The following is a 12,246-nucleotide window of genomic DNA, read 5'->3' as shown; positions in this document are numbered from 1 at the left end:
GGCGGGTACCTACGACATTCGCGACACTGCGACCGGCAACACCTTGGTAGCCAACCAGGCCTATGTCGCTGGTGGCAACATCTCCTACAACGGTTGGACGGTGCAGATCGCCGCCGCGCCGGCTGCCGGTGACCGCTTTACGGTCGATCCGCGCAAGAACACTGGCACCGCAACCATCTCGGCGGGTTCGGTCACAACGGTGCCGGTTGATCTCAACCTCAAGGTGCCAGCGGCGGTCCGGTTCAATAACCCGCCTACCACCTTTAACATCGTTGATCCGGCAACCGGGACGGTGCTGAACAACGCGGCCGGCGTGCCGATGAGCAACCAGCCTTATACCTCGGGGGCCAATATCAGCCTCAACGGCTGGACCTTCCAGATCACCGGTGTTCCGGCCGCTGGCGATACCTTCCAGATCGGCCCCAATACCGCCGGTAAGGCCGATGCGCGGAACATCCTGGCCATAGGCCAACTGCAGACCGCCAGCACCATGGCCAATGGCACCACCAACTACCAAGGCGCCTATAGCAAGATCGTCTCGGATGTTGGGGTGCGGGCCAACCAGGCCAATATCAATCAGAAGGCGCAGGCATCCTTGCTGCAGCAGGCCCAGACCAAGATGTCGGAGACCTCGGGGGTAAACCTCGATGAGGAGGCATCAAACCTGCTTATCTACCAGCAGGCGTATTTGGCTGCGAGCCGCACGATCCAGATTGCCCAGAAAGCCTTTGAAGAAGTCCTGAACATCGGCCGCTAAGCCGGCCATTGATCAGTAGCAGGAGTCAGTACCATGCGCGTCGCCACCAGTTCCATCTACAGCCAGGGCGTCTACAACATGACCAATCGCCAGGGCGATCTGTTCAAGTTGCAGAACCAGTTGTCTACCGGCCGGGCCATCCTTACGCCTTCCGACGATCCGGTCGCGTCGGCGCGCTCGCTCGACCTTGGACAGTCAGTCAGCCTTAATGGCCAGTACATCGAGAACAACAAGTACGCCAATGACGCGCTGGCGCTGACCGAAAGCAATCTGCAGAACGCGATCTCTGCTATCCAGGATATACAGCAACTGGCGGTGCAGTCTGGCAACCCGGCGCTGACCGCTGCGGAAAAGCGTTCCATCGATGCCGACATCAAGGGCAAGTATCAGCAGCTGCTGGGCTTGGCCAACACCACCGATGGCAATGGGATGTATATCTTCTCGGGCTACAAGGGCGACACCAAGCCCTTCAACGAACTGGCCTTTGGCAATGTGCGCTACGACGGCGACCAGGGCCAGCGCGCAGTGCAGATTTCGCCCTCGCGGCAGATCCCGGTGTCCAATTCCGGTACCGATGTATTCGTCAACCTCAAGACCGGCAATGGCACCTTCGAGAGCGCCATGGGTAAGTCGGGCTTCCCCCGGACCGTCACCGTAGGCGACAGTGGCCCGATCCAGATCAGTCTCGATCCCGCGACCAACGGCGTTGTGCCCGGCAGCTATCAGGTGGACTGGAACGCCGCTACCGGCAATTACACCTTCTCCCGTTCCGGCTTGCCGGCTGTAGCACCACTCACGGTCACGCCAGCGGCCTTGGCCGGCGCTGCTGCACCCGGCCTTGCCTGGCCGGGCAGCGGCTTGGTGATCAAGGCACAGGGCAACCCGCCTACCGCCGCTACCGCGAGCACCACGTTCGACGGGACCATGACCAAGAACCTGGGTACCGGCGTGGTCAGCCCCGGTGTGGTCAATGACCCGCTCAAGTGGGCCAACGCCAATAACAACGATCACTTCCGCATCCAGTTCCACTCGGTGCCGGACCCGACCGATAAGACCAAGAGCATCACCAAATACGACATCATCGACAACGACAAGTCTTCGGCGAACTACAACCGGTCCTTGATCGACGGGTACAACTACAACACCGACACACCGGCGGGTGGCCGGACCGATTCCGCCGCCAACCCCAACAGCTTCCCGAGGACCTATACACCGGGCGGCGATATCATCTTTGCGCAGCAGACCGGTGAGAACAGCGCGCTCTATGCGAACTGGGATTTCGGTAGCAAGGTTTCGGTCGACGGCGTGCCCAAGGATGGCGACAGCTTCACCATAGAGCCGAGCGTGGATAAGGATCTGTTCAGCACCTTGGGCGATTTTTCCAATGCCTTGACCAGCTATACCAACAATGAGCTGGGTGGCGCGGAATTCCAGAACAAGCTCAATAACGCACTGTCGAACCTGGACGGGGCCTTGACCCATATCCTCAGCGTGCAGTCGGGTATCGGTTCGCGTCAGAAGGAAGGCGCTTCGGTCCAGTCGACGAATGAGGACCTGAACGTGCAGTTCAAGGGGACGATCTCCAAGCTGACGGATCTGGACTACGTCAAGGCGATCAGCGACTTTACCCAGACCCAGACCTATCTGGATGCAGCCCGCAAGTCCTTCTCGTCGATCCAGAACCTGACGCTGTTCCAGTACATCAGCTAACACAGTGACGGTGAGCGCTTTGGAATAGAAAAACGCCGTGGATTGCCACGGCGTTTTTCGTTGGTCAGTCGTGCGGATGGGGCTAGAACTGGACCTTGACCTCATCCTCACCCAGCCAGCTGCGCAGGTCGGCCAGCAATTCGTCACGCAGGGTTACCCCCCAGTCCTGGCCGAGCTGCAACGCACAGGCGGCCCGGTCATTGCGGTAGTTGATGCGGACCGGGCAGGCCCCACCGGCGAAGGGTTCCACCAGCTTGCGCAGCTTGGCGATGTCGCCATTGCCGTTGATGCCCAGGTTCAGCGAGCGGGCAAAGCGGCTGCGGGCCTCGGCCAGGTCAAGTATGCGCTCGGCGACGATGCGCATGCCGCCGCCACCGCCATAGCTGTCCTCGCTGGCCTTGACCTCCATGATCAAGAGAGCATCTTCACGCAGCTTGTTACGGGCCTCTTCATAGGCTTCGGCATAGACCATTACGTCGCGTTTGACCGTGGCGTCGTCCAGCGTCACGAAGGCCATCTTGCCGCGTTGGCCGATCTTGACGCGGATCTCCATGACTACCCCGGTGACCCACTGGGTCTCCTTGCGTGGCGACAGGCGCGAGAGCTCGGTCTTGGCGAACGGACGCACTGCCTTGGCCTGGGCCGTAAAGGGGTGGCCGGAGAGGAAGAAGCCGATGGCCGTCTTCTCTTCCGCCAACTTGACCACTTCTTCCCAGCGCGGCACCTCCACCAGTTGCAAGGTGTGCTCCGGCTCCGGCTCGAAGGCGTCGAACAGGCCGCCTTGATTGGCGTTGGCATTGGCCTGCTCGGCTGCTTCCAGCGCCAGACCCACGGTGGCCATCAGGCTGGCGCGGTGGTCGCTCAAGGAATCGAAGGCGCCGCCGCGGATCAGGGCTTCGATCACCCGGCGGTTGACGATACGCTTGTCGGTACGGTGGCAGAAGTCGAACAGGTCCTTGAATGGGCCACCTTGCTCGCGGACTGCAATCAGGTGCTCAACCGCGGCCTCGCCGGTACCCTTGATGGCACCCAGGGCGTAACGGATTTCAGAGCGCGATACCGGCAGGAAGCGGTAGACGCTGTGGTTGACGTCCGGCGGCAGGAACTTGAGCTTGTTGGCCAGGCAGTCGTCATAGAAGAACTGCAGCTGGTCGGTGTTGTCGAGTTCGGTCGACATGGTGGCAGCCATATAGGCCGCGCAGTGGTGAGCCTTCAGCCAGGCGGTATGGTAGGCCACCAGGGCGTAGGCCGCCGCGTGCGACTTGTTGAAGCCGTAGCCTGCGAACTTCTCCATGTAGTCGAAGATCTCGTTGGCTTTCGCTTCATCAATATTGTTCTTCGCCGCACCCTCGACGAACATGGCCCGCTGGGCCACCATTTCCTCGAGCTTCTTCTTACCCATGGCACGGCGCAGCAAGTCGGCGCCGCCCAGTGAGTAGCCGCCACAAACCTGGGCGGCCTGCATCACCTGCTCCTGGTACACCATGATGCCGTAGGTCGGTGCCAGCACCGGCTCCAGCAAGGGGTGCAGGTACTCGAACTTCTCACCGTGCATACGGCGGGTGAAGTCCGGGATCAGGTCCATGGGGCCCGGACGGTAGAGCGCCACGAAGGCGATAATTTCTTCGAACTGCTTGGGCTTGGCATCCACCAGCATCTTTTTCATGCCGCTGGATTCAAACTGGAACACGGCGGTGGTATTGCCGGTGGCAAAAATCTTGTAGGCCGGTGCATCGTCGAGTGGCAGCTTGGAGACGTCCACGTCTTCGCCGCTCACCAGCTTGATGTACTTCTGCGCCAGTTCGATGATGGTCAGGTTGCGCAGACCCAGGAAGTCGAACTTCACGAGGCCGACCTGCTCCACGTCGTCCTTGTCGTACTGCGACACGGGCGAGGCATCCTCACCGCTGGCGATATAGAGCGGGCAGAAGTCGGTCAGCTTGCCAGGGGCGATCAGCACGCCCCCTGCGTGCATGCCGATGCCGCGCGTCAGGTCTTCCAGCTTCTCGGCGAGTTCCAGTAATTCGCCAGCGTCTTCCGCGTCGATCAATTCCTTGATCTGCGGCTCCATTTCCATGGCTTGCGAGAGCGACACCGGCTTGTTGGCCTCCAGCGGGATCAGCTTGGAGAGCCGGTCGCACAGGCCGAAGGGCAGGTCCAGCACCCGACCGACGTCGCGCACCACGGCTTTGGACGACATGGTGCCGAAGGTGGCGATCTGGCTCACGGCTTCCACGCCGTACTTGCGGCGGGTGTACTCGATCACGCGCCAGCGGTTTTCCTGGCAGAAGTCCACGTCGAAGTCGGGCATGGATACCCGCTCCGGGTTCAGGAAGCGCTCGAACAGCAGGGCGTATTTGAGCGGGTCGAGGTCGGTAATATTGAGCACATAGGCGACCAGCGAGCCGGCACCCGAACCCCGGCCGGGGCCCACCGGGCAACCATTGTTCTTACCCCAGTTGATAAAGTCGGCCACGATCAGGAAGTAGCCGGGGAAGCCCATCTTGATGATGGTGTCGCACTCGAACTTCAGGCGGGCCTCGTATTCGGGTCGGCGTGCCTCGCGCTCGGCCGGGTCGGGGTAGAGGTGGGCAAGCCGGACTTCCAGGCCGGCCTTGGCTTCCTGCACCAGGAAGTCGTCCAACGTCATGCCTTCCGGCACCGGGAAGAGCGGCAGGTAGTTCTTGCCGAGCACCACCGTCAGATTACAGCGGCGGGCGATCTCGACCGTATTGGCCAGCGCCTCGGGCACGTCGCTGAAGAGCTCGGCCATCTCGTCGGGCGACTTGAAGTACTGTTCTTCGGTGTAAAGCTTGGGCCGGCGTTTGTCGGCCAGCACATAGCCTTCGGCAATACAGGTACGGGCTTCGTGCGCCTTGAAGTCTTCCGGGTCCAGGAACTGGATGGGGTGGGTAGCCACCACCGGCAGATCAAATTCGGTAGCAATATCGAGCGCGCCCTGGTTGGCGATCTCGCACTTGTTGTCGCCAGTACGCTGCAACTCAAGGTAGTAGCTGTCCGGGAACAGATTGGCCCACCACTGGGCCTGGCTGCGGGCTAGTTCTTCGTTGCCGGCCAACAGCGCCTGGCCCACGTCGCCCAGATGGGCGCCGGAGAGCGCGATCAGATGGCTGTTGTCGCCGCTTTCCAGCCAGGCGCGCTTGAGTTCGGCCCGGCCGCGGTACTGGTTTTGGCGGAAGGCTTCGGTGATCAGCTCGCACAGCCGGCCGTAGCCGTCGCGGTCCTTGGCGATCAGGAGGGCACGGAAGGGCTTGTCGCGGTCTTCTTCGTTCTCCAGCCAGATATCGACGCCGGCAATGGGCTTGAGGCCGCTGCCGCGGGCAGTCTTGTAGTGTTTGACCATGCCGAACAGGTTCATCAGGTCGCTGATGCCCAGCGCCGGCATGTTGTATTTCTTGGCGCGCTTCACGGCGTCATCGATGCGCACAATGCCATCGGTGACGGAATATTCGGAGTGCAGTCGGAGGTGAATGAAAGCAGGGGACGTCATCCCCCGATTTTACCTGCCAGGGAGGCCGACCGGACCCCGTTGGGGCAGAAAAATACTGGGTCGGCGATACCCGATAGGCAAGCTCAGGCTGTGGGCCGACGCTCGAAAGTCCTGTGCCCTTCGAGTGCCACTTCCTGAACCTCCACCTGGCTGACCGAGGCCGCCGGTGGGCCGCGCCGGCTCCAGACCACCATGGCCTCGGCCGCCGCGGGGTCGCCCTCGATGTGGGCTTCCACCGTGCCATCCATCCGGTTGCGCACCCAGCCGCGCAGGCCAAACTGCTCTGCCATGTTCTCAAAGGCGTAGCGGTAGCCTACGCCCTGGACTCGACCATGGATGCGCAGGTGGCGGGCGATCACGTTATGGTCTGCCGTTCGGGCCAGAGCGGTTGCATCAGTGCCCTGGCCTCATCCAGCGTGGCAACGATGCGATGCCCCAGCGCGCGCACTTCGGGGGAGGGCGGCTTCATGTCGGGTACTTGAATGGGCGTCATGCCAGCTGCCAGTGCGGCGCGCACGCCCGGTTCGGAATCCTCGAGGACCAGGCAGTCTGCAGGCGCTACGCCGAGGAGGCCGGCGGCCTTGAGGTAGATATCGGGTGCCGGCTTGGGGTGGGTGACGTCGCTGCCGGTCACCACCACCGGAAAGTAGCGGATCAAACCACTGTGACCGAGTTTCTGTTCGGCCCGCTCGCGCCGCGTGGACGTGGCGACGGCACGCGGCACGCCAACGGTACTTAGCCACTCGAGCAGTGGAACGATGCCGGGTTTGAGTGGTAGACCCTGCTCGACCTTCTCGTGGTAGAGCCGGTCGGTGGTCAGGGCGATGGCCATGGCATCGATCTCGGGCCGTTGTGTACGCAGCAGCTCGTAACAGAGCTTCTCATGCAGGCCCACCATGGCGTGCAGCAGCTCCTCGCCCAGCTCGGCTCCGTGCAGCCGGCCGGCTTCACGCCAGCAGGCCATGACGGCGCTTTCGCTATCTATCATCAGGCCGTCCATATCGAACAGCACGGCGGCGGGGCGGAATTCAATCTGCATGGGGCTCTCGACGCTGGCCGAACCACTCGTGGGCCAGCAGCCCATAGCAGTCCAGATCATGGAATTGTCCACCCCAATGGCCCTGTTGGCGATGCCGGCCTTCCAGGCGGAAGCCCAGGCGCTCGACCAGGCGGATGGAGGCCAGGTTGTCGGGGTGGATCTCTGCCTGCACGCGGTGCAGGTTCATATTGTCGAAGCCGTAGTCCAGCACGGCGCGCAGGGCCTCGCTCATCCAGCCCTCACCCCAGTAGGGGCGGCCCAGCTCGTAGCCCAGCACGCAGTTGCGCCAGCTGCGGTTCCATTTGAACAGACCGCAACTACCCAGCAGTTCACCGTCGGATTGGCGGACGATGCCCCAGCGGGTACCTGGGGCGGGCGCCTTGCGCCATTCGGCGAACATCTCGATCAGTTGCAATGCCTGATGGCGATCAACCAGTGGGTCGGCGCCGAACCAGCGCATGGTTTCCGGGTCGCTATGGATGGCAAACAGCGCGTCTGCATCGCGCGCCTTGAGTTCGCGCAGCTGTAGCCGGGGCGTGGTCAGGGTAGGGAAGGGCATAGCCTGGGTGGCAGGCTGTGGGCAGCTTGGCTGCCCACAGCGTAGATGAGGTGAGTCAGCTGACGCGCATGCCAGGCTGTGCGCCGCTATCGGGGCTCAGCAGGTAGATGCCCGGGGTATCGCCGCTGGCAGCAAGCACCATGCCTTCGCTGAGGCCAAACTTCATCTTGCGCGGTGCCAGGTTGGCCACCATCACGGTCAGCCGACCGACCAGATCTTCTGGCTTGTAGGCGGACTTGATGCCCGAGAACACGTTGCGGGTGTGGTCGCCCAGGTCCAGCGTCAGCTGCAGCAGCTTCTCGGCGCCTTCCACGTGTTTGCAATCGATGATCTTGGCGATGCGCAGATCGATCTTGCCGAAGTCGTCGATATTGATGGTCGGGGCGATGGCCTCGATCTTGGGACCGGTGGGTTCTGCGGCCACCGGGGCGGCGCTTTGCTTGTTGGCTTCTACCATGGCGTCTACTTGCTTGGAGTCGATACGGGTCATCAGGTGCGAATACGGCTTGATCTCGTGGTCCAGCAGCACGGTGGCGCTGTCGGCCCAGGTCAGCGGGGCGATATTGAGGAAGGCCTCGATGTCGGTGGCGAGCTTGGGCAGCACCGGCTTGAGGTAGACGGACAGCAGGCGGAAGGCGTTGATCAGCAGGGTACAAGCACCATGCAGCTCGGCAGCGCGTTCTTCCTGCTTGGCCAGCTCCCAGGGCTTGACCACGTCCACGTACTGGTTCACCTCGTCGGCCAGGGCCATGATCTGGCGCTGGGCCTGGCTGTACTCGCGGGCTTCCAGCAGGCTGGCGATTTCCTCGGATGCGCCTTGCAGGCGGGCGATCAGGGTATTGTCGGGCAGGGTCGCCGCCAGGCGGCCGCCAAACTTCTTGCTGATGAAGCCGGCCGCACGGCTGGCGATATTGATGTATTTGCCCACGAGGTCGCTGTTGACGCGCGCCACGAAGTCGTCGAGCGCCAGATCGGCGTCCTCGATCTTGCTGTTGAGCTTGGCGGCGTAGTAATAGCGCAGCCATTCGGGGTTCAGGCCGGCATCCAGGTATTCACGGATGGTGATGCCGGTACCACGCGACTTGGACATCTTCTGGCCGTTCACGGTCAAAAAGCCATGCACATTGACTGCGGTCGGGGTGCGATAGCCGCTGTATTTCAGCATGGCCGGCCAGAACAGGGCGTGGAAGTAGAGGATGTCCTTGCCGATAAAATGGTACAGCTCGGCATCGGAATCGGCCTTCCACCAGGCGTGGAAGTCCTCGCCTATGCGGTCGAACAGGTTCTTGCACGAGCCCATATAGCCGACCGGGGCGTCCAGCCAGACATAGAAGTACTTGCCGGGGGCATCCGGGATCTCGAAACCGAAGTAGGGCGCATCGCGGCTGATGTCCCAGTCCTGCAGGCCGGCCTCGAACCATTCGTCCATCTTGTTGGCGGCTTCAGGCTGCAGACGGCCGGCCTCTCGGGTCCAACCCTTGAGGAAAGCTTCGCAATCGCCCAGCTTGAAGAAGAAGTGCTCGGAATCGCGCATTTCCGGGGTCGCGCCGGATACCACCGAGTAGGGGTTCTTAAGCTCGGTCGGGCCGTAGGTGGCGCCGCAGGACTCGCAATTGTCGCCGTACTGGTCCTTGGTGCCGCACTTGGGGCACTCGCCCTTGACGAAGCGGTCCGGCAGGAACATCTGCTTGACCGGGTCATAGAGCTGGTTGATCACCCGACGGGAGATCTTATTGTCGGCCTTGAGCTTGTGGTAGATGTCGTAAGCGAGCTCGCGGGTTTCTTCCGAGTCGGTCGTATAGTAATTGTCAAAACCGATCAGGAAGCCCTCGAAGTCGCGCAGCTGCTCGGCGTGCGAGCGCTCCACCAGCTCCTTGGGCGAGATACCCTGCTTCTCGGCACTGATCATGATGGGCGTGCCGTGGGTGTCGGAGGCGCAGACGTAGTAGCAGGTGTGGCCACGCATTTTCTGGAACCTGACCCAGATATCGGTCTGCACGTGTTCGAGCAGGTGACCGAGGTGCAACGCGGAATTGGCGTAGGGCAGGGCGGAGGTTACGAGGATTTTGCGGGCCGACACGATGGAATCCTGACTGTGAAACGGATGCGGAAGCTGCTGATTATAGCCGAACAGCTTAAAATGCCTGCCCTGCCGCTTATTGAATTCGCTTTCCGCCCATGTTTGTACAGACCATAGACTACCGCGCCGAGGATGCGCCGAGCCGTTTCGTGGCCTCGCTGCGCGAGACCGGCTTTGCCGTGCTGGAGCACCACCCGCTGCCTTTTAGCCTGATCGAGAGCATCTACAGCGAGTGGCTGGCTTTCTTCGATGGTGACGACAAGGCCCCGTGGCGCTATGACCCTGAGCAGCAGGACGGCTGGTTCCCACCGGACGTGTCGGAGACCGCCAAGGGCAGCAAGCAGCGCGACCTGAAGGAGTTCTACCATGTCTTCCCTTGGGGCCGGATCCCGCCCCAGCTGAAGGCTACGGCGCTTAATTACCACCGCACGGCCAATACTTTGGCGGCCGAATTGCTGGGCTGGATCGAGTCGGCCTTGCCGGCTGAGGTCGCCACCGGTCTGAGCGAACCATTGTCGGGCATGATTGCCGAAAGCCCGCTGACCCTCCTGCGCGTGCTGCGCTACCCGCCACTGGCCGGCGACGAGCCGCCTGGTGCGCTGCGTGCCGCCGAGCACGAGGACATCAACCTGATCACCTTGTTGCCGGCAGCGACCGGCCCCGGCCTGGAAGTGCGTGACCGGCAGGGCAACTGGCATGCCGTGCCTTGCGAGCTGGGTGCCATGGTGGTGAACGTGGGCGATATGCTGCAGGAGGCCACCCGAGGCTGGCTGCCGTCCACCTCGCACCGCGTGGTGAACCCTGAGGGTGAAGCTGCACGTCAGTCGCGTATCTCCTTGCCGCTGTTTCTGCACCCGCGCAATGAGGTTGTGCTCTCCGAGCGGCATACCGCCGGCAGCTACCTGGACGAGCGCCTGCGTGAGCTAGGTGTACGCAAATAATTCAACGGGACACCCCGCCGGGTGGCCCAAGGAGCAAGAACATGGCAAGCCTTCCTGAACTCAATACCGCACTGGCAGGTGTGGTGGATGCCGACACCGGCCGCGACTATGTGGCCATGCGTGCCGTGCGCGATCTGCAGTTTGCCGACGGTACCGCCAGTGTGACGATTGCACTGCCGTTCCCGGCCCAGAGCCGGCATAGCGCCATCGCCGCCCAGATCGAGGCGGCCCTGCTGGGTGTTGCGGGCGTGAACCGCGCCGCGGTAAAGATCGAAACCCGTATCGAGGCGCACACCGTACAGCGCGGCCTGACCCCGCTGCCAGGCGTGAAGAACGTGATCGCCGTGGCCAGTGGCAAGGGCGGGGTGGGCAAGTCCACCACGGCTGTGAACCTGGCGCTGGCGCTGGCAGCCGAGGGTGCCCGGGTGGGCCTCCTGGATGCCGACATCTATGGCCCCTCCCAGCCCTTGATGCTGGGCCTGCAAGGGCAAAAGCCGGAGTCGCCCGATGGCAAGTCCATCCTGCCCATGCGCGCGCATGGCCTGCAGGCCATGTCCATCGGCTTTCTGATCGACGCCGAGCAGCCCATGGTCTGGCGCGGCCCCATGGTGACCCAGGCACTGATGCAGCTCCTGAACGATACCCGCTGGGACGATCTCGATTACCTCTTGATCGACCTGCCGCCGGGTACCGGCGATATCCAGCTCACCTTGTCGCAAAAGGTGCCGGTGACCGGGGCTGTGATCGTTACCACACCGCAGGACATTGCCTTGCTCGATGCCCGCAAGGGCTTGAAAATGTTCGAGAAGGTCGGTGTGCCGGTCACCGGTGTGGTGGAGAACATGGCCATGCATATCTGCTCCAACTGCGGCCACGTGGAGGCGATCTTTGGTGAAGGTGGCGGTGGCCGCATGGCCGCGGAGTACGGTGTGGAGCTGCTGGGGCAGTTGCCACTGGAGTTGTCTATCCGCCTGGCGACCGATGAAGGCCGCCCCAGCGTGGCCGCCGACCCGGACGGCAAGGTTGCCGGGCTCTACAAGGCCATCGCCCGCAAGGTTGCGGTGAAGGTAGGCGAGAAGGCCAAGGATTTCTCGGCTAAGCTGCCGAAAATCGTTATTCAAAATACGTGAGCGGCGTTACGCCACCCACCCTGCGGAGTAAGCAATGAGCATCAAATCGGACCGCTGGATACGCCGTATGGCGGAAGAGCACGGCATGATCGAACCCTATGAGCCGGGCCAGATCAAGCAGCTCAATGGCGAGCGCATCGTCTCCTATGGCACCTCCAGCTACGGCTACGACATCCGTTGTGCCGACGAATTCAAGCTGTTCACCAATCTCAACTCCACCGTGGTGGACCCGAAGAACTTTGACCAGAACAGCTTTGTCGATGTCTCTGGCAAGGGTTACTGCATCATCCCACCCAACAGCTTTGCGCTGGCCCGTACCGTGGAGTACTTCCGCATCCCCCGCAATGTGCTGACCATCTGCCTGGGCAAGTCGACCTATGCGCGCTGCGGCATCATCGTCAACGTCACGCCCTTCGAGCCGGAATGGGAAGGCTATGTGACGCTGGAGTTCAGCAACACCACCCCGCTACCAGCCAAGATCTACGCCGGCGAGGGTTGTGCCCAGGTACTGTTCCTGGA

General features: G+C 62.2%; 10 protein-coding genes. 5 read left to right on the top strand and 5 right to left on the bottom strand.

Going from position 1 to position 12,246, the window contains the following annotated elements; translation table 11 throughout:
* Both VIM95_RS00465 and flgL read left to right on the top strand, forming a co-directional pair.
* On the top strand, window positions 1–757 hold a 757-nt coding region (locus VIM95_RS00465; RefSeq protein ID WP_331981433.1), incomplete at its 5' end, for a flagellar basal body rod C-terminal domain-containing protein.
* A gap of 33 nt (window positions 758–790) precedes the next feature.
* Entirely contained in the window at window positions 791–2,467 is a 1,677-nt protein-coding gene (flgL, locus tag VIM95_RS00460; RefSeq protein WP_331981430.1) for a flagellar hook-associated protein FlgL, read from the top strand.
* Window positions 2,468–2,549: 82 nt separating this feature from the next.
* Here flgL and dnaE read toward each other — a convergent pair whose 3' ends face one another.
* The 5 genes from dnaE to metG form a co-directional block, all read right to left on the bottom strand.
* The gene (gene dnaE, locus VIM95_RS00455) at window positions 2,550–5,978 is read right to left on the bottom strand and encodes a DNA polymerase III subunit alpha (protein WP_331981427.1); all 3,429 of its coding nucleotides are present in this window, start codon (window positions 5,976–5,978) and stop codon (window positions 2,550–2,552) included.
* An 83-nt stretch (window positions 5,979–6,061) separates the two neighbouring features.
* Complete coding sequence (locus tag VIM95_RS00450; RefSeq protein ID WP_331981424.1) at window positions 6,062–6,337, bottom strand: acylphosphatase; 276 nt, start codon at window positions 6,335–6,337, stop codon at window positions 6,062–6,064.
* Entirely contained in the window at window positions 6,334–7,077 is a 744-nt protein-coding gene (locus VIM95_RS00445; protein WP_331981421.1) for an HAD family phosphatase, read from the bottom strand. Before VIM95_RS00445 ends, VIM95_RS00450 begins: the two co-directional genes overlap by 4 nt.
* Window positions 7,007–7,576: a GNAT family protein gene (locus VIM95_RS00440; RefSeq protein WP_331981419.1), complete on the bottom strand. Its 570-nt coding sequence runs from the start codon at window positions 7,574–7,576 to the stop codon at window positions 7,007–7,009. Before VIM95_RS00440 ends, VIM95_RS00445 begins: the two co-directional genes overlap by 71 nt.
* Before the next feature lie 55 nt (window positions 7,577–7,631).
* Complete coding sequence (gene metG / locus VIM95_RS00435; RefSeq protein WP_331981436.1) at window positions 7,632–9,659, bottom strand: methionine--tRNA ligase; 2,028 nt, start codon at window positions 9,657–9,659, stop codon at window positions 7,632–7,634.
* A 95-nt stretch (window positions 9,660–9,754) separates the two neighbouring features.
* On the opposite strand from metG, the gene VIM95_RS00430 reads away from it, so the two are divergent.
* From VIM95_RS00430 to dcd, 3 genes are all read left to right on the top strand, one after another.
* Entirely contained in the window at window positions 9,755–10,597 is an 843-nt protein-coding gene (locus tag VIM95_RS00430; protein WP_331981417.1) for a 2OG-Fe(II) oxygenase family protein, read from the top strand.
* Window positions 10,598–10,638: 41 nt separating this feature from the next.
* Window positions 10,639–11,727, top strand: coding sequence for an iron-sulfur cluster carrier protein ApbC (gene apbC / locus VIM95_RS00425; RefSeq protein WP_331981414.1), 1,089 nt, complete (start codon window positions 10,639–10,641; stop codon window positions 11,725–11,727).
* Window positions 11,728–11,761: 34 nt separating this feature from the next.
* Window positions 11,762–12,246, top strand: a 485-nt coding sequence (gene dcd, locus VIM95_RS00420; RefSeq protein ID WP_331981411.1) for a dCTP deaminase, incomplete at its 3' end; no start/stop codon positions are given.

Origin of the sequence: Chitinimonas sp., from assembly GCF_036568685.1 — a bacterium.
In the GTDB taxonomy this organism is placed as follows: domain Bacteria; phylum Pseudomonadota; class Gammaproteobacteria; order Burkholderiales; family Chitinimonadaceae; genus Chitinimonas.
This window is presented reverse-complemented; position numbering and strand designations above follow the sequence as displayed.

Excerpts from the sequence above, each read along its gene's own strand:
- flgL (WP_331981430.1), top strand. The coding sequence starts at position 791 with ATGCGCGTCGCCACCAGTTCCATCTACAGCCAGGGCGTCTACAACATG.
- dnaE (WP_331981427.1), bottom strand. The coding sequence starts at position 5,978 with ATGACGTCCCCTGCTTTCATTCACCTCCGACTGCACTCCGAATATTCC.
- VIM95_RS00445 (WP_331981421.1), bottom strand. The coding sequence starts at position 7,077 with ATGATCTGGACTGCTATGGGCTGCTGGCCCACGAGTGGTTCGGCCAGC.
- VIM95_RS00440 (WP_331981419.1), bottom strand. The coding sequence starts at position 7,576 with ATGCCCTTCCCTACCCTGACCACGCCCCGGCTACAGCTGCGCGAACTC.
- VIM95_RS00430 (WP_331981417.1), top strand. The coding sequence starts at position 9,755 with ATGTTTGTACAGACCATAGACTACCGCGCCGAGGATGCGCCGAGCCGT.
- apbC (WP_331981414.1), top strand. The coding sequence starts at position 10,639 with ATGGCAAGCCTTCCTGAACTCAATACCGCACTGGCAGGTGTGGTGGAT.